Source organism: Halobacterium sp. NMX12-1 (assembly GCF_040435975.1).
Taxonomy (GTDB): Archaea; Halobacteriota; Halobacteria; order Halobacteriales; family Halobacteriaceae; genus Halobacterium; species Halobacterium hubeiense.
Map to the genome: position 1 here is coordinate 119,419 of NZ_CP159204.1, position 16,969 is coordinate 136,387.

Annotated in this window: 17 protein-coding genes and 1 tRNA gene; 11 read left to right on the forward strand and 7 right to left on the reverse strand. The window is 70.4% G+C overall.

Annotated features, from left to right (window positions below; translation table 11 throughout):
• The first annotated feature begins 4 nt into the window (after positions 1-4).
• Complete coding sequence (locus ABSL23_RS01910) at positions 5-163, forward strand: hypothetical protein (protein WP_353634550.1); 159 nt, start codon at positions 5-7, stop codon at positions 161-163.
• Here ABSL23_RS01910 and gpmI read toward each other — a convergent pair whose 3' ends face one another.
• Complete coding sequence (gene gpmI / locus ABSL23_RS01915; protein ID WP_353634551.1) at positions 164-1,693, reverse strand: 2,3-bisphosphoglycerate-independent phosphoglycerate mutase; 1,530 nt, start codon at positions 1,691-1,693, stop codon at positions 164-166. It abuts the gene before it with no gap.
• A 50-nt stretch (positions 1,694-1,743) separates the two neighbouring features.
• A complete protein-coding gene (locus ABSL23_RS01920) occupies positions 1,744-2,007 on the reverse strand; it encodes a hypothetical protein (RefSeq protein ID WP_059057589.1) in 264 nt (87 codons plus the stop codon).
• A 160-nt stretch (positions 2,008-2,167) separates the two neighbouring features.
• Here ABSL23_RS01920 and ABSL23_RS01925 point away from each other — a divergent pair, with 160 nt between their 5' ends.
• The 3 genes from ABSL23_RS01925 to ABSL23_RS01935 are packed head-to-tail and all read left to right on the forward strand — an operon-like array spanning position 2,168 to position 5,842.
• Complete coding sequence (locus ABSL23_RS01925; RefSeq protein WP_353634552.1) at positions 2,168-3,415, forward strand: DNA double-strand break repair nuclease NurA; 1,248 nt, start codon at positions 2,168-2,170, stop codon at positions 3,413-3,415.
• A 59-nt stretch (positions 3,416-3,474) separates the two neighbouring features.
• Entirely contained in the window at positions 3,475-4,233 is a 759-nt protein-coding gene (locus tag ABSL23_RS01930; RefSeq protein WP_353634553.1) for an ABC transporter ATP-binding protein, read from the forward strand.
• Position 4,234: 1 nt separating this feature from the next.
• Complete coding sequence (locus tag ABSL23_RS01935) at positions 4,235-5,842, forward strand: hypothetical protein (RefSeq protein ID WP_353634554.1); 1,608 nt, start codon at positions 4,235-4,237, stop codon at positions 5,840-5,842.
• On the opposite strand, the gene ABSL23_RS01940 is transcribed toward ABSL23_RS01935, so the two are convergent.
• Positions 5,839-6,180: a hypothetical protein gene (locus ABSL23_RS01940; protein ID WP_353634555.1), complete on the reverse strand. Its 342-nt coding sequence runs from the start codon at positions 6,178-6,180 to the stop codon at positions 5,839-5,841. The two genes, ABSL23_RS01935 and ABSL23_RS01940, sit on opposite strands and share 4 nt — an antisense overlap.
• 85 nt (positions 6,181-6,265) lie before the next feature.
• Between ABSL23_RS01940 and ABSL23_RS01945 the strand changes: the two genes are divergently transcribed.
• Positions 6,266-8,050 carry an ATP-binding protein gene (locus ABSL23_RS01945; RefSeq protein WP_353634556.1) on the forward strand — a complete coding sequence of 595 codons (1,785 nt, stop codon included), beginning with the start codon at positions 6,266-6,268 and terminating at the stop codon, positions 8,048-8,050.
• Positions 8,051-8,120: 70 nt separating this feature from the next.
• Positions 8,121-8,546 (forward strand): universal stress protein, encoded by a 426-nt coding sequence (locus ABSL23_RS01950; RefSeq protein ID WP_353634557.1) that lies wholly within the window; start codon positions 8,121-8,123, stop codon positions 8,544-8,546.
• A gap of 370 nt (positions 8,547-8,916) precedes the next feature.
• Here the strand turns inward: ABSL23_RS01950 and ABSL23_RS01955 are convergent, their stop codons facing one another.
• Positions 8,917-10,089 carry a KaiC domain-containing protein gene (locus ABSL23_RS01955; RefSeq protein WP_353635396.1) on the reverse strand — a complete coding sequence of 391 codons (1,173 nt, stop codon included), beginning with the start codon at positions 10,087-10,089 and terminating at the stop codon, positions 8,917-8,919.
• 118 nt (positions 10,090-10,207) lie between these two features.
• Here ABSL23_RS01955 and ABSL23_RS01960 point away from each other — a divergent pair, with 118 nt between their 5' ends.
• Positions 10,208-11,035, forward strand: a complete 828-nt coding sequence (locus ABSL23_RS01960; RefSeq protein WP_353634558.1) for an NAD(+)/NADH kinase — start codon at positions 10,208-10,210, stop codon at positions 11,033-11,035.
• Positions 11,036-11,105: 70 nt separating this feature from the next.
• On the forward strand, positions 11,106-12,038 hold the full coding sequence (gene mptA, locus ABSL23_RS01965; RefSeq protein WP_353634559.1) for a GTP cyclohydrolase MptA: 933 nt from the start codon (positions 11,106-11,108) through the stop codon (positions 12,036-12,038).
• Positions 12,039-12,048: 10 nt separating this feature from the next.
• Here the strand turns inward: mptA and ABSL23_RS01970 are convergent, their stop codons facing one another.
• The 3 genes from ABSL23_RS01970 to ABSL23_RS01980 all read right to left on the reverse strand — a co-directional run bounded on the left by ABSL23_RS01970 (position 12,049) and on the right by ABSL23_RS01980 (position 15,664).
• Entirely contained in the window at positions 12,049-12,936 is an 888-nt protein-coding gene (locus tag ABSL23_RS01970; protein WP_353634560.1) for a DUF4870 domain-containing protein, read from the reverse strand.
• Between the two features lie 74 nt (positions 12,937-13,010).
• Positions 13,011-13,811 (reverse strand): TrmB family transcriptional regulator, encoded by an 801-nt coding sequence (locus tag ABSL23_RS01975; RefSeq protein WP_353634561.1) that lies wholly within the window; start codon positions 13,809-13,811, stop codon positions 13,011-13,013.
• A gap of 230 nt (positions 13,812-14,041) precedes the next feature.
• Positions 14,042-15,664, reverse strand: a complete 1,623-nt coding sequence (locus ABSL23_RS01980; RefSeq protein WP_353634562.1) for a DUF255 domain-containing protein — start codon at positions 15,662-15,664, stop codon at positions 14,042-14,044.
• Positions 15,665-15,763: 99 nt separating this feature from the next.
• Between ABSL23_RS01980 and ABSL23_RS01985 the strand changes: the two genes are divergently transcribed.
• From ABSL23_RS01985 to ABSL23_RS01995, 3 genes are all read left to right on the forward strand, one after another.
• Positions 15,764-16,354, forward strand: coding sequence for an FxsA family protein (locus ABSL23_RS01985; RefSeq protein ID WP_353634563.1), 591 nt, complete (start codon positions 15,764-15,766; stop codon positions 16,352-16,354).
• A 66-nt stretch (positions 16,355-16,420) separates the two neighbouring features.
• Positions 16,421-16,494 (forward strand) — tRNA-Ile (locus tag ABSL23_RS01990).
• Positions 16,495-16,576: 82 nt separating this feature from the next.
• Positions 16,577-16,879 (forward strand): hypothetical protein, encoded by a 303-nt coding sequence (locus ABSL23_RS01995; protein WP_353634564.1) that lies wholly within the window; start codon positions 16,577-16,579, stop codon positions 16,877-16,879.
• Positions 16,880-16,969 lie beyond the last annotated feature (90 nt).

Below are 16,969 nucleotides of genomic sequence, written 5' to 3' on the forward strand. Positions count from 1 at the left end.
GGGCATGGCCGAAGCCGCCCTGTTCGTGCTGTTCACCCTCTTCGCCGTCGCCGCGCCGCTCGTGCTCTACTCGCTGGTGCGTTCGGAGGCGGAGGACACCGACCGGATGAGCCGCGAGGAGGCCCGCGAGCGCGTGTCCCGCGAACGGGACGACCGCCGGTAGCTACTCCAGCAGCGACTCGCCGGTCATCGCCGTCGGTTTCTCTACGCCGAGCAGGTCCAACAGCGTCGGCGACACGTCCCGGAGCGCGCCGTCGTCGCGAACGTCGGTGGCGCCCTCGTCGCCCTCCTCCGCGGGGAGGTGGACGAACGGGACGGGGTTGAACGTGTGCGCGGTGTGGGGGTCGTCGCGGGTACCCATGTCGTCGGCGTTCCCGTGGTCGGCGGTGAGGAGGACGTCGGCGCCGGCCTCGCGGAGCGCGGGGACGAGCCGGGCGAGCTGGCTATCGACGGTCTCGACGGCCTCGATGGCGGCCTCGTAGTCGCCGGTGTGGCCGACCATGTCGGGGTTCGCGTAGTTCAACACGAGCACGTCCGGGTCGTCGGCGTCGAGCACGTCGAGCGCGACGTCGGTGACGCCCGCGGCGCTCATCTCGGGCGCGAGGTCGTACGTCGGGACGTCCGGGCTCTCCACGATTTCCCGGCGCTCGCCCGCGAACTCCACCTCGCGGCCGCCGTTCAGGAAGTACGTCACGTGGGGGTACTTCTCGGACTCGGCGACCCGCAGTTGGGTCAGGGAGTGCTCGGCGAGCACTTCACCGAGGGTGTCCGCGGGGCGCTCGGACTCGAAGGCGACCGGGAGGTCGAACGTCTCGTCGTAGTCGGTCATCGTCGCCACCGGCACCGCCGGCGGCTCGGTCGTGACGCCCTCGGCCTCCCAGTCCTCGGGGCGGATGTCGGCGAGCATCCGGACGAGCTGGCGCGCGCGATCCGCGCGGAAGTTACAGAAGACGACCGCGTCGCCCTCGCTCAGGGCGTCCCCGCCCTCGACGACAGTGGGTTCGACGAATTCGTCCGTGTCGCCGCGGTCGTAACTCTCCTGAACTGCTTCGACGGCGGAGTCGGCGCGGTGGTCGCCGTCCCGGTTCACGATGGCGTCGTAGGCGCGCTTCGTGCGCTCCCAGTTCTGGTCGCGGTCCATCGCGTAGTACCGCCCGGTGACGGTGGCGACGTCGCCGGTGCCGTACTCGTCGGCGACCTCCTGGAGCGTCTGGAGGTAGTCTTCGCCGCCGTGGGGCGCGGTGTCGCGGCCGTCCGTGAACGCGTGCGTGGTCGCGGGGAGGTCGCGGCTCGCCGCGCATTCGAGGAGCGCGTGGAGGTGTTCGTGGTCGGAGTGGACGCCGCCGTCGCTGACCAGTCCCATCACGTGGAGGCGCCCGCCCGTGCGTTCGACGTGGTCGAGCGCGCCGCTGATGGCGTCGTTCTGGCAGAGTTCGCCGTCCGCGATGGCGTCGTTGATGCGGGTGTACTCCTGGAGGACGACCCGGCCGGAGCCGATGGTGAGGTGGCCGACCTCGCTGTTGCCCATCTGACCGCGCGGCAGCCCGACCTCGCGGCCGTGAGTGGTCAGCGTGCCGGAGCCGCCGCGCTCGGCGTAGTCGTCGAAGGTCGGCGTGTCCGCGGCTTCGACTGCGTTCAGGTGGTCGTGGTCGGCGAGCCCCCAGCCGTCGAGAATCACCAGCGCGGCCTGCATGGTCGGGAGTCCGCAGGCCGCCCGTATTTACGTGTCGCCTGCGACCGGCGTCAGTCGCCGTCGGGCGCGCGGGCGTCCGGCGTCTCGCCGACGTCGAACTCCGCGCCGCAGTCCGCGCACACCATGTGGCGGCCGGGGACGGTGCGCTGTGCGGCGACGAGCCCGCACTCGGGGCAGACGCTGTACGGTCGCTCCTCGGCGGGCGCGCCGGGCTCTACGGCCATCCGAATCCAGGCGTCGGAGTCGGCCTCGTCGTAGAGTTCCACGCCGTCGTCGGTGCGTCGCCAGTTGACCGTGGAGTCGTCCCGCGACATCTACTTCGCCCTCTCTCCCGCGACCATTTAACTATTCTGACAAAAGTTAGCTCGTCCGCGAGTAAACGCCGCCATCCGGCGGTTAGCGCGAGTAAAGAAATCGCGGGTCGGGGCCGCGCGAACGGCGGGGTATTTGGCGCTCCGCGCCCGAGGGGAGTCCATGACCCTCGACCCCGTCCACTTCGACGGCATCGCGGACCTCGCGAGCCGCATCCGCCACGAGGTGGACGCCGAGGAGCACCGCGACGTCGCCGAGGAGACGTGGGCGAACTACCTCGACCCGCTGTACGGCGACGACGGCCCCGTGCTGGAGCCGCTGGCCGAGCAGCGCCGTTCGGCCGCGGACGTCGAGGAACTGGCGCTCCAGCCGTCGCCGTTCGACACCGCCCACGGCCTCGACTCGGGGACTATCAACCCGAAGACATTCAAGAACGGGCTCGTGTTGGACCTCGCGCAGGCCGCAATGAGCGCGACGCCCAGCGACCTCGACCTCCACCGCTCGCGCACCGTCATCACGAGCGTCCACTCCAACGACGTCACCGTCCGCACCGACACCGACTGGCGCAAGTGGGACGAGGGGTACAGCCGCGGCCGCATCGTCCACACCGCGCCGCTGGCCCGCGACCAGGAGCGCGTCGTCCACGGGCTCGCGCTCTACCTCGCGGAGAGCCACCACGCCCTCGAACACGCCGACGCCGTGGACGACCTCCTGTTGCTGGACGGGCCAGTCTACCCCAAGCAGCTCGTGAACTGGGCGGACCGCCACGCCAGCCTCGCGGACCTCGTCACCGAGAACGAGCTCGTCGGCGAGGTGCTGGAGAACTACGTCCGCCTCGTCGAGCGCTTCGCCGACAAGGACGTGCCGCTGGCTGGCTTCGTGAAGAGTCCGGCGAGCCAGGCGCTCGTGCGCGCGCTCCGCGACCGCGGCCGCCCGACGCCGTGGGCCAGCGACGCCGCGTTCTTCGGGCAGGTTCTGGAGCGCCGCGAGTTCGACGGGCAGGAGTACCACCGCATCACGGACGAACTCGCGTGGACGGGCTGGTTCACGTCCACGCTCGGCGCCGACGGCGTGTTCGCCGACGCGAGCGAACTCGGCGTCGAACGCGAACTCCCCGCGGAGTGCTACGAGGTCGCGTTCTTCGTCGTCTACGACCCCCGCACGGACCTCGTGCACAAGGTCGAACTACCGCGCGCGTTCGCCGACAGCGAGGACTGCCGGGACGCCGTCGAGCGCTACGTCACCAGTCAGGTCGCCGCGGAAGCCGGGCCGCCGAAGCCCGTCGGGAAGGCCGACGAGCTCGCGCGCATCGGCGCTACCGAGAAGGAGGAACTCGTCCGCAAGCTCGAACAGTCCTTCGACAGCCGCCGCGACGAGAACTATGACGACCAGCGCTGGCCCGACGCCTGATTGCGCGGCCCGCGAACCCGCGTCCACCTTTAAGCACGGGGAGCCAGCAGTCCCCAGCAATGACCGACCGCGCCATCGAGACGCGCAACCTCACGAAGCGGTACGGCGACGAGACCGCCGTCGAGGGACTGGAGCTGGCCATCCCCGCCGGCAGCGTCTACGGCTTCCTCGGGCCGAACGGCGCCGGGAAGACGACCACGATGCGGATGCTCACGACGCTCACGGAGCCCACCGACGGCACCGCGACGGTCGCGGGCGCGGACGTCGCGGACCGAGACGCCGTCGTCTCGAACGTCGGCTACCTCCCCGAGGAGCCGCCGCTGCACGCCGAACTCACGGGCCGCGAGCAACTCCGCTACATCGCCGGCCTCCGCGACCTCCCCGAAGCGGAGGCCGAGACGCGCATCGAGGACCTGCTCGACCGCTTCTCGCTGGCCGGCGACGCCGACAAGCGCATCTCCGCGTACTCCAAGGGGATGAAACAGAAGGTCGGCATCATCCAGGCGATGCTCCACGACCCGGACGTGCTGTTCCTCGACGAGCCCACGTCCGGGCTGGATCCGCGGGCCGCCCGCACCGTCCGCGACACCATCGCCGACCTCACCGAGGGCGACGCCACCGTCTTCCTCTCGACGCACATCCTCCCGGTGGTGGACGAGCTCGCGGACACCGTCGGCGTCCTCTACGACGGCCGCCTCGTCACCGAGGGCTCCCCCGACCACCTCAAGACCCGCGCGGAAGCCGGCGACGAGCGCACGCTCGAAGACGTCTTCCTCGAAGTCACCGGCGGCATCGGCGACGCCGCCGAGGAGGGGTGAGATGCCGGCGTTCCCGGACCCCGACCACGCCGTCCGCATCGCCGCGAACGAGCTCCGCATCGCGTGGCGGAAGCTCCGCGGGAAGAGCACCGCCCAGCTCGCGTCCGTCGGCATCGTCGTCCTCTTCGGCGTCGCGTTCACCGCAGCGGCCGCCTACGGCGCGTACCTCGGCGGTCGCGGCGTCGCGACCGACCCCGGCGACGTGAGTTCGCTCCTCGGCCTCGTGCCCGCCGCGCTCGCCACCCTCACGCTGTTCATGGCAGCGTACATGACCGTCATCCAGCTCGGCGACGTCGACGCCCGCGACGGCTACCTCACGACGGTCCCCGCGCGAGACGTGGTCGGCGGGCTACTGCTCGCGGGCTACGTGCGCGCGTCCGGCCTGTTCGTCGCGCCGCTGCTGGTCGCGTCGGTCGCGTTCGCGGTCGGCGCTGGCTCGCCGTTGTCGCTCCCGCTCGCCGCGCTCGCCGTGCTCGCGCTCACCGCCACCGCGTTCCTCGTCGGCTTCCCGCTGGGCGCCGCGATAACCTACCTCGGCAGCCGGTCGGCGCTCGTCGCGCGGTTCAAGACCGTCATCGGCGCCGTCGTCTTCCTCGCGTACTTCTGGCTCATCGTCTCCGGCACGTTCGACGAGGTCGTCGACCCGATCCTCGACGTCGCGGAAGCCTCGCCGGTGTCGTGGTACGCCGACCTCGCCACCCTCGCCGTCGTCCCGGGCGCGAGCGCGGCGAAAGCCGGAGCCGTCGTCGTCGGTTCGGTCGTCCTCGGCGCGGGCGGCGTGCTCGCGAGCGTCCGGCTCTCCGAGCGCCGCTGGTACACCGAGAGCGTCGAAGCCGGCGAGCGCGAGACCGACTCCGTCGCCGGCGGTCGGCTCGACCGCCTCGTCGGCCGACGCCCCGCGTGGGTCGCGCGCAAGAGCTGGCTGCGCGCCCGCCGCGCCCCCATCCGGCTCGTCTTCGTCGCGTACCCGGCGTTCCTGCTCGTGACGCCAGTGCAGGCCAGCGTCGAAGCCGGCCGCGTCACCGCGTCGCTCCCGCCGTCGGTCGCGCTGTACGGCGCGTGGATGACCGGCGCCGCGTTCACGCTCAACCCCCTCGGCGACGAGGGCGCGGTGCTCCCGGTCACCGCGATTTCCGGCGTCTCCGGCCGCGAGTTCGTCGGCGGGCTCGTCGTCGCCAGCGCCGTCTTCGGCGTCCCGCTGACCGCCGCCGTCGCGGGCGGGCTCGCCGTCCTCAGTCCGCTCCCGCCGGTCGCACTCGTTTGTACGGTTGTCGCCGCTGCGGTCCTACCCGTACTCGCCGCTGCACTGGCGGCCGGCGTCGGCACGACCTACCCCAAGTACGACGCGACGACGGTCAGCCGCAGCCGCGAAGTCGTCGTCCCCTCGATGTGGGCGTTCGGCGTCTACACGCTCGCGTTCCTGCTCACCGGCGGCGTCGCCACCGCCGTTCAGGTCCCCGCGGCCGCCGGCGAGCTCGCGAACGCGATCGGCGTCACCGACGCCGCCGTCCACGCCGGCGCGCTCGCTGTCGGCGTGCTCCTCACGGGCGTTCTCGCGGCCGTCTCCGTCAGAATCGCGGTGCGCGCGTTCGACGACTACACCGCCTAGAGTTCGGCCTCGTGCTCGGGCTCGACCTCGATCTCGACGTCCTCGGGGTCGACGCCGATGCGCGCGAACTGCGTGCGGACGTGCTCGCGGGCCGCCTCCAGCGCCTGCTCGCGCGTGTCGAACCCGCGCGGCATCGGCGACTCGAAGGCGACGTTGACGTCCTGCCCGCCGACTTCCTGGGTGCTCCCGCCGCTCTCGACGGCGTAGAACTCGTCGCAGACCCAGACGTACGGCGCCGCCTCGTCGGGCGCGCCCTTGAACGACGGGGCGTCCTCGCCGCGCTCGTACAGCGTCCCCGTCAGCGTCGTCCCGGCCGCCGAACCGCGCACCAGCAACATGGCCCGTCGTACGGGCGCGAGCGGCATAAGCCCGCGGACGCCCGCGAGGGAAAGCGGTTAGTGCGCGCGCCGCCACGACGGGAGCATGAGCGACCTCGGGGACTTCGCGGACCACGACGGCGGCGACGACGCGGCCGACGCCGACAGCGACGACGACTTCCAGCGCCCGGAGCTCGACGACACCGGCAGCGACGACGGCCTCGGCGCGCTGGCGGTCTCCGAAGGCCTGCGCATCCACGAGGACGGCCAGGAGACCGCGCTGAAGGCGTACGTCACCGCGGGCAACCGGTCGTCGGTCCGACTGGGCTCCTACCTCGTCGCGCCGTACCCCGGCGGCGAGAAGCTGTTCTGCAAGATTACTGGCCTGGAGTACGTGCAGGCGTTCCAGAGCGACGACGCCACCGAGATTCACGCCCGGCGCGCGATGCGCTCCGAAAGCGTCGACGAGCAGGACTACAAGTTCCTCGCGGAGCTGGACCCCGTCGCCGTCCTCTACCGCGATGGGGACGACCTCAAGCGCCGGATGGCCGACCGCGTGCCCAAGCCGGAGACGGTCGTCCGAGAAGCCGACGACGCCACCGAAATCAAGACCGGGCTCAAAATCCCGGAGGACGGCGTGTTCCTCGGGCACCTCTCGGTGGGCGGCGAGAAGGTCCGGACCGCCGCAGAGCCGCCGACCATCGACTACCGCGTGAAAGACGACTACGAGGCCGGCGACCCGCTGGTCTTCCGGCACACGCTCGTCGCGGGCGGGACAGGGTCGGGGAAGACCCACTCCGCGAAGAACGTGCTCCGGCAGTACCTCCACGAGGACCGGCGCTACCCCGTTGACGCGGGCGGCGCGGAGCGCCGGATGGCGGTCGTCCAGTTCGACCCGCAGGACGAGTACGCGCAGATGCACGACGACAACCCCGACGCCGACGCCAGCGACGAGCGCCGCTGGGAGACGCAGGGACTGGCGCACGGCGGCCACGACGACACGGTCGCGTTCGTGCCGAAGGTCGGGTCGGCGTCGTACGCCGCCGACCACCACGACGCCGAGCGCGTCGAGTTCACGGTGCCGTTCTCGATGGTGCGGGACAACCCGTGGCTGGTGGCGTCCAGCGGCCTCAACGACAACCAGTACGGCGCGCTCCGACTCCTGTTAGACCGGTTCTTCGGACAGTACGGGCAGGGCGGCACGTACGAGGAGTTCTGCTCGTTCCTCGACGACCCCGCGCTCAAGGAGGAGCTCGACGAGTCCGGGCGCGTCCACGAGGCGACCTACGAGGCCGTGCTGCGGCGCGTCCACGGGATGCCGTCGGGACTGTTCGACCAGGACGCGCGCCCGATTACGGAGCTCGTGGAGGACCGCCAGTTCGTGCGGCCGGGCCGGCTGTCGGTGGTGCCGACCTACCACATCAGCAACTCGCGGGCCGCGGAGACGGTGGTGCTGGCGGTGTCGAGCCTGCTCGTCGACCAGAAGCTCTCGAACGACCCCGACTACGAGTCCATCAAGGAGACGCCGCTGGTGGTCGGGATGGACGAGGCGCACAACTTCCTCGCGGACGCCGACAGCGTGCAGGCGAACCAGGTCGTCGGGAAGTTCACGGAGGCCGCCAAGCAGGGCCGCAAGGAGCGCCTCGGCCTGTTCCTCATCACGCAGGACCCGCAGGACATCGCCGACCCCGTGTTCAAGCAGGTGAACACGACGGTCGTGTTGAACCTCGGGGACGAGGACGCCATCAACGCCGTGAACATCCCGGCGTCGCTGCAGTCGAAAGTCCCCTACATGGAGAAGGGGCAGATGGTCGTCTACTCGCCGGACAACTCCGAGCCCGTCGAGATTCAGGGACTGCCGACGTGTCTGACGCGACACGGCCGGGACTGACCACCGCCCCGTCGGGCGGTCCGCGGCCCATAGAACTTTCACCCGGGCTGGTCAATTTCGAGGCGACACCATGACGAAGATTCTCGTTCCCGTCGACGGCTCCGAGCAGTCCAAAGAAGCGCTGGAGTACGCCCTCGAACACTTCAAGGACGCCGAAATCACCGCCATCAACGTTATCGACCCCATCGAGGCCGGCTACACCGCGCAGGCGACCGTGCCGGGCTACTCCGAGGAGTGGTTCGAGCAGGCGAAAGACGCCGCCGAGGAGCTGTTCGACGAGGCCAAGCAGACCGCCGGCGAGTACGACACGAACATCGACACGACCACCGAAGTCGGGCGACCGAGCCGCGCCATCGTCGAGTACGCCGAGGAGAACGACTTCGACCACGTCGTGATGGGGAGCCACGGCCGCTCGGGCGTCTCCCGCATCCTCCTCGGCAGCGTCGCCGAGAGCGTCGTGCGGCGCTCGCCGGTGCCGGTCACTATCGTTCGCTAGGGCTGACAGGCGGCGCGAAGTACGCAGGCCGGTTCGCCGCGCTCCCGCTTCGACCGACCTGCGCCGGATTCAGGTCACGCCTCGGGTTGGTCCCGCTCTCCTACTTGAACCTACGCCGCCGGTAGTGACAAGCATCCGCGAGCGAGCGGCTTGAAAAGCCCGAGCGAAGCGGTTCACTGCACGAGCGAACGAAGTGAGCGAGTGCAGGCCGACGACTGAGCGGAACGTAGTGGAGCGAAGGAGGAGTGCTTTTAGCGTAGCTTTTGCCGAGCCGAGCGGGACCGAAGGTCCCGCTGGCCGTGTGAACGGGCGCGTAGCGCCCGTGAGCAGACGAGGCGACGAAGCCGCCGAGCGCAGCGCAAAACGTGCGCTAGAAGATATTCGCCTGCCGATACACGGAGATACCCTGGTGGGTAATCTCGTAGGGCTTGGTCTCGCGGGAGTGGTTGGCGTCCCGAATCTTCTGAATCTCGACGGCGAGCCGCGTCTCCCGGAAGTCCTCGGGGCGGATGTAGCGGAGGACGACGACGGCGTCGGTGAGGTACTCGATGATGCCGTGGCGGGAGGCGAAGGGGTTGTCCTCGGAGGCTTCGCTGGTGAGCATCGTGGTGACGCCGGCGTCCTTGAGCGCTTTCGTGAAGTCGTAGATTTCGGTGCGGCGCACCGACTGGTCGTCGTACATCATCTCCAGCAGGGAGACGGAGTCGAGGACGAGGCGACTGGCGCCGAACTCCTCGACGAGCCGCGGGAGCTCGTTGCGGATGCTGGTGAGGGAGTTGGCCATCTCGATCGGGTCGATGTCGATGACGGCGAGGTTGCCTTCCTCGGTGTGGCGGTCGAACTCCCAGCCCTTCTCGGTGGCGCTCTGGACGACGCGCTGGCGGGACTCCTCTAAGGTGATGTAGACGGCGCGCTCGCCGTTCTGGATGGCTTCGTGGAGGAACTGGAGGCCGAACGTGGTCTTCCCGGTGCCGGCGCCGCCGATGGCGACGATGAGCGAGCGCTCGGGGACGCCGCCCTGCACCATCTCGTCGAGGCCCTCGATGCCGAAGTCGATGCGCGGGATGTCCGAGTCGTACTCTTCTTCCTCCTCGAAGCCGCCGGGACCGCCCGCGCCGACGTCGCCGTCGAGGTCGAACCCGAAGTCGTCCTCGCCGCCCGGCGCGGCAGCGCCGGCGCCGCCACCGCCGCCGAACGCGGCCGCGAAGTCGTCCTCGAAGAGGTCGTCGTCCTCGCCGCCCGAGGGCTCACCGCCACCGCCGAACGCCGCCGCGAAGTCGTCGACCTCGCTCTCGGGACCCGGCTCGGCTCCCTCCTCGGGCTCGGCCGGCGTCGGCGACTCCTCGGTCGGCTCGTCGGAGTCCGGCGCTTCCTCGCCGAACGACTCCTTCGATTCGGCTGTCTCCTCACCGGATTCGGACTCCAGCGGCTCGGCTGTCGGCGCCTCCGATTCGGCGTCGGACGGCTCCTCGTCGCTGTCCGTCTCGGTTTCCTCTTCGAAGGCTTTCTCGAACCAGTCTTCGTCGTCCTCGTCAGCCACGATGACGCCTCCGTACCGCGGCGCACTGCGCCGTCGGCTCCATGTCGGGGTGGTCGGGTCACAGCGAAAAGTAGTTTCCGCCGCCCGCGGGTTTTTCAAGTGCGGCACCCCGAGTGGGCGTATGCGCGTTGGAATCGTCGCACAGCGGGGGAACTCGCGGGCCGCGTATCTCGCCGCGGACGTCCGCGAGATGCTCGCTGGCGAGGACGCGGAGGTGTGGCTGGACACGGCGACGGCGGACGCACTCGACGGCGACGGCCACGAGGTCGCGGAGTTCGACGCCTGCGACCTCGTGGTGAGCATCGGCGGCGACGGCACGTTCCTGTTCGCGGCGCGGGGCGCGGGGTCGACACCGGTGCTGGGCGTGAACCTCGGGGAGGTCGGCTTCCTGAACGCGGTCGCGCCGGAGGACGCCGTCGCGGCAGTCCGCCGGGAGGTCGAGCGCTACAGGGAGACCGACGAGGTGCGCCACCGGGAGGTGCCGCGGGCGGCGGCGTCGGGGGAGCGCGAGTGGTCGCTGACGCCGGCGCTCAACGAGGTCGTGATTCAGGGCGACCAGCGCGGCCACGGCCGCGGCATCGACCTCGAAGTGCGCGTGGACGGGTCGCTGTTCGAGGCGACGCACGCCGACGGCGTCCTGATTGCGACGCCCACCGGGAGCACCGCGTACAATCTCAGCGAGGGCGGCCCGCTCGTGCAGCCGGGCGTGGACGCGTTCGTCGTCACCGGGATGTGCGCCGAGGAGGCGATGCCGCCGCTGTTGACGCCGGTCGGCGGCGAGGTGACGGTGCGCGTGGACGGCCCGGAGTACGCGGTCGTCTCCAGCGACGGGTCGAACCGACAGCGCGTGAAGACGCCCGAGGTGATCACCGTGGAGGCGGCCGACGAGCCCGCGCGCGTCGCCGGCCCGGACTCGGATTTCTTCCAAGCGCTGAACAAGCTCAAGTAGCGGCTCGGCGAACGGGAGCGGGTCGCCGGAACGGAAAGGGTTAGTGAGCCACCAGCCGTATTGCGGGGCAATGAGCAAGCAGCTGCCGGACGTGCAGGCGACGGAGCCGGAGGTTGCAGTGGGGTTGAGTCAGGTCGGCGTGACGGGCGTCGAGAAGCTCGTGAAAATCGCCCGCGAGGACAAGCGCCCCATCGTGTTGACCGCGGAGTTCGAGGTGTACGTGGACCTCCCGCAGGGCCGGAAGGGCATCGACATGAGCCGGAACATGGAGGTCATCGACGAGACCCTCGAAGACGCCGTCTCCGAACCCGTCTACCGCGTCGAGGAGATGTGCGGGGAGACCGCCGAGCGCCTGCTGGAGAAGCACGAGTACACGACGACGGCCACCGTCGAGATGGAGGCGGAGCTGATGATTCAGGACGAGACGCCCGCGAGCGGCCTGCCGACGCAGGGCACCGTGGACATCGTCGCGTCTGCGACCGCCGAGGAGGGCGAGCCGACCCGCGAGGAGATCGGCGCCCGCGTCGTCGGCATGACCGTCTGCCCGTGCAGCCAGCAGATGATGAGTCAGACCGCCCGCGAGAAGCTCGCTGACCTCGGCGTCGGCGAGGACGACGTCCGGGAGTTCCTGCAGGAGGTCCCGCAGGCCGGGCACAGCCAGCGCGGGCACGCGACGCTCACCATCGAGACTTCCGGCGACCCCGAGGTGGACTTGATGGACGTCGTGGACGTCGCGCGGGACTCGATGAGCGCGCGCATCTACAACCTCGCGAAGCGCCCCGACGAGGACCACATGACCTACGCCGCGCACGCGAACGCGAAGTTCGTGGAGGACTGCGTGCGCTCGATGGCGGAGGGCGTCGTCGCGGAGTTCGACCACCTCGACGACGACGCGGTGGTGACAATGAAGCAGTCCAACGACGAGTCCATCCACCAGCACAACGCCCACGCCGAGCGCGTCGCGGAGTTCGGCGCGCTCGAGCAGGAAGTCAACGGGGAGTAAGCGGCGGCGGTCAGTCTGTTCTCTCGGTTCGAGCGAGTCGCGCGACGAACCCCGCGGCGAGCGGGTACGACCACGCGGTCCCGCGGGCGGCCTGCACCGCGGCGACGACGGCGAACGCGACGGTCACCGCCCAACTGAGCGCCGACAGCACGAACAGCGCGAGGCCCAGGAGGGCGACCGCGGTGGCGTACGGTTCGGGGAGCAACGGCCCGGAGACGGCATAGCCGAGAACGTGGCCGTCGTCGGCGCCCGCGGCGAGCGTGAGCGTCGACGCGACGTTGAATGCCAGCACGGAGAGATACCAGTCGAGGGCGTGACCGGCGTTCGCTCGCGTGAACGACTGCTCGCTGGTAGCGTACGCGAGCGCCGCGGCGACGGCGGCCGCGGCGAGACCGACCCTCGGGGAGCCCGAGAGCGCAATCGCGGCGCCGAACACGGCGAGCACGACGACGTGGACCGCGACGCCGGCGACGGACTGCTCGGCTCGGCTGTCGCTCGCGGCGGGCGTTTCGGCGGCCTCGGCGACGGCGTGCTCCGGGCTGTAGAGGGAGGCGACGCGAGCGCGCTTGAGGAGGTACGCGGCGCCGACCACGCCGGTGAGAAGCGAGTGGACTGTCACGTACGCGGCCGCGACGAGGAGGACGCCGCCGCCGACCCAGAGCCGGCGGTCCGGCGACCACGGCGCGCCGCTGGCCGCGACGGCGCCAGCGTCCACGTACAGCGCGGCGAAGAAAACCGGGACGAGCACGAACAGGAGCGCGCCGACGACCGCGACGCCGGCCAGCGACCACGGGCTCGCGAGCAGCGATTCCGGGGACGCGACCGCCAGCCACGCGGCCCACGCGAGGTGAACGAGCGTGATACCGGCGACGACGTACAGCGACCGCGTGGTTTGCACGTGCGCTAGTCGATATCGACCACGGATACGTATTTCGTCTGTTACGCGAGCGGCGAAAAGAAACGGGGCGGCGGTCAGTCCAGCGTCGCGGCGTCGGTCCACGTCTCCGCGAACACCTCGTAGACGTCGGCGGCGAACGTGGAGTCGTGGAGGTCTATCATCGCGAACGACTCGTCGGGCTCGACCGGGTTGGTCACTTCCAGACAGACTTCGGCGTCGTCGACGATGGTGACGTTGCCCTCGACGGTGGGGCCGATGCGGACCTCGTAGCCGGGGTGTTCGGCGAGCACGGCGACGTAGCGCTCGTTGACCGCCTCCGGGATGTTCGAGGACAGCTCCTGTGAGATGAGCACGGAGACGTCCACGCCGCGTTCGAGCGCGTCTTCGAGGTGGTCGACGATGCGGCTGGTGGTGTCCGCGACCTCGAAGCTCGTGGACTCGAAGCCCGCGACCAGCCGGACGGAGTCGTCGGCGGCGTCGATGCGCTCCAGCAGGAGGTCGAGCGAGTCGTCGGGGCCGAGCGCGGCCGTCCAGAACCCCTCCTCGGGCTCGGAGGGGGTCTGGAGGTCGGCTTCGAGCTCGTCGACGACGGCCTCGTACTGGTCGGCCTTCTCGCGGAGCTCGCGCTTGCGGTCCTCCAGCAGGCGGTCGAGGGCGGTGTCGGGCTCGACGGCGACGTACTTCTTCGGGCGGCTGGCGGCCTGACTGCGCACGAGGTGCTGTGACTCGATGCTGCCGAGCACGTCGTAGATGCGGCCCATCGGGACGCCGCTCTCCTCGGACAACTCCTTGGCGGTTGCCGGCCCGGTTCGGAGGAGCGCGCGGTACGCGCTGGCTTCGTACTCCGAGAGGCCGAGGTCCCTCAAGTCAGCCATCTCGTCGTCGGTTCGAGAGCCGGCGTGAAAAACACTGCGCCAGTTTACGGGCGGACAGTCACTCGGGCGGGTCCGGCGGCCGCGCCTCGATGTACGGGAGTTCGTCGAGCAGTTCGTCGAGGGGGACCGTGGCGTCGGATTGCTCGCGAGCCATCACCAAAAGCGAGGGCGCGAACCACCTTGAAACCCGATTTAGAGGGGTTCGGTGGGCGGTGGTGGCCTCCCGAGCGCTATTGAGTGCTCGCGACGAGGTCCGCCAGCGCCTCCGGGGAGTCGACGGCGTCGCTGGTGCCGTCGGCTTCGACGAGCCACGCGGTCCCCGACTCGCCGTCGGCGTCGGGGACGACGACCTTCTCGTGGTCGGCCATGCGGAGCGCGGCGCGGTGGAGGTCACTGCCGGCCTCGTCGGCGACTTCGACCACGAGCGGGTCGCTGACGACGCGGGAGGCGGCGGTGCCGTACGCCGCGACCTGCGGCCCCATGCGCTCGGCGGCGCCCGCGAACGCACCGACGGCGTCCGACGCGGCCTCGTGGTAGCGGGCGTCCCGCGTGAGGTAGTGGAGGTCCACTAGCGCGTCCGCCATCACGGCGGTGTCGTCGATTGGTCGGAGCGGCTGGTCGAGCAGGCCGGCGCCCTCCAGCGGGCCGTCAAGGAACGCGCCCGTCGCGTCCTGTAGGTCGTCGATGGCGGCGTCGGCGACGGTGACGGCGGTGTCGAGGTAGTCGCCGCCCAACACCTGCGCGGCCGTCGCGAACGCCTGCACGACGCGCGCGCGGTCCGCGAGCAAGCCCGTGGGGGCGTCTGGCTCGTCGAAGTGCCGGACGGTCGCGCCGTCCACGAGCGTTTCCCGGAGGTAGTCGAGCGTGCGCTCGGCGTACCGGGTCGCGGTGTCGTCGTCGGTGTACGCCGCGAACGACAGGAGGGCGTCCGCGGTGAGCGCGTTCACGTCCGCGTACGCCGTCTCGTCCACGGGAGGTTCGGCGTGGCTCGCCCGCTCGTCGGCGGACTGCTCGAAGTACTCGCCGGCGGCCTGACTCCCGCCGAACGCCTCGCCCGTCCACAGCGTGCCCGTCGCGTAGTCGATGGTGTGCTCGGCGGGCTCGCGGTAGTCCTCGCTGCCCGTGTGCAGGTACGCCGACGCGAACGCCCGCAGGAGGCTGGCGTTCTCCGCGAGCACCTTCTCGCGCTGGGGGTCCGACCAGTCGCGGCCGTGCGCGAACCGGAAGAACCCGCCGTCCACGTCGTCCGCGAGGTTCCGGCGGACCGCATCCAGCGTGCGTAGCGCCTGGTCGCGCTCGCGCTTCAGCGCGAACTCGACTGTGGCGGGGAGCGGGAACTTCTCGTCGGTCCCCCAGCCGCCGTGCTCGCCGTCGAACTGCTCGCCGAGCTGGCCCGCGAGCAGCCGCTCGATGTCGGCGTTCACGGGGCCGACCGGCGGCTCGCCGCCGCGGAGCGCCCGCGGCGCGTTGCCCGCGTCCTCGCCCTTTTCGTCGTACGTCTCGCGGACGCGCTGGAGCACCTGCCGGAACCCCTCCGGTTCGAGGAACGTCGCGCCCGCGATGTGGTCGCCGTTAGGCGTCACGAACACCGTCGAGGGGAACCCACCCATGTTGTACCGCTCCCGCACGCGCGGGTGGCGGTCGGCGTCCACGCGCACCGGCACGAAGTCGTCGTTGACGTTCGCGGCGATGCGCGGCTCCGCGTACGTGCGCTCGTCCATCTGCCGGCACCAGTCGCTCCACGACGCTACCAGCGACACCAGCAGCGGCACGTCGCGGTCGGCGGCCTCCGCGAAGGCCTCCTCGCCCCACTCGCGCCACTGTACGCGCGTCGCGTCGGCGGACTCGTCCATACGTTCGCTGCGCGGCGAACCCGGGAAACCGTTTCGACACGGGCGAGCGCCGCCCCGCCCAACAGAAAGGCTATGAATCGCCGTCGGCTACCCCGGCGTATGCCCCGAGTCCGGTGGCTGTTCCTCGCGCTGCTCGTCGTCCCGCTGGCGGACGCCCTATTCTTGGTGTTCGTCGCGGGGCAGGTCGGCTGGCAGGTGACGGTCGCGCTCGTCGTCCTGACCGCCCTGCTCGGCACGCTGTTCGTGCGCGCGGAAGGCCGCCACACCCTCCGACGCATCCAGCGCGCGCTCGCGCAAGGGAAGACGCCGACCGACGAACTCGTCGACGGCGGCCTGCTCATCGCCGCCGGCGCGTTCCTCCTCACCCCCGGCCTCCTGACGGACGCGCTGGGCTTCCTGCTGGTGTTCCCGCTGACGCGCTACCCGTTCCGGTACGCCGTCAAGGAGTGGGTCATCAAGCCCAAGCTCGACTCGAAGACCGGCGGGTTCGCCACCGGGAACGTCTACACGTTCGGCTTCCCCGGCGGCGACGACGGCGACGCCGGGCCGTTCGCCGGCGCGGGCGGCAACGGCGGCGGTGGGCCGTTCGGCCCGGGCGCAGCGGGCGGCAGCGACGACGACACCATCGACCTCGACGAGGACGCCTACGACGTGGAATTCGAGGACGGCGACGACGCCGACACCCGGTAACGCACGACGGCGCGCTGTAGAAAGGAAACCCTTAATTGTACCAGCGGCAAACGTCGGGATGCGTTCGGGCCAGTAGCTCAATTAGGTAGAGCGCCACTCTGATAAGGTGGAAGCTTCCGGTTCAAATCCGGACTGGCCCACTCCAATTCCTCCGTGATATCACTCGCGTAGGAGTGGCTGTTCTCCCGAACCGTTTTGCGCTCTGACCGCCACTACTCACCCATGACCGACGACGTATCCGAGGTCGTGGACGACCTCCACGAGCGGGCGGCGGCGTTGAGCGAGGACGACGCGGCGCTCGGGGAGCTGTTCACGCCGAACTTCATGCGGCGACACACCGAGGCGGCGACGTTCCGGGGGTTCCTCGACGACAGCGAGTGGGAGGTGGCGACGCGGTCGGACTTCGCGGCCATCGACGAGGCGGCGTTCGACGAGTACGTCGCGGCGCGCACGTCGTTCCCGGACTGGGAGGCGATGCTCGGGCAGGCCAGCGAGGAGTGGATGGCGCGCCAGCTCGTCGAGTAGGGTTTTTGCACGCGCTGCGACTGCGCGCCGCTTTGAGTAGGGGTGGGCGGGTACAGGAAGGTGGGCGCCGACCCCACCCCGGTGCCCGTT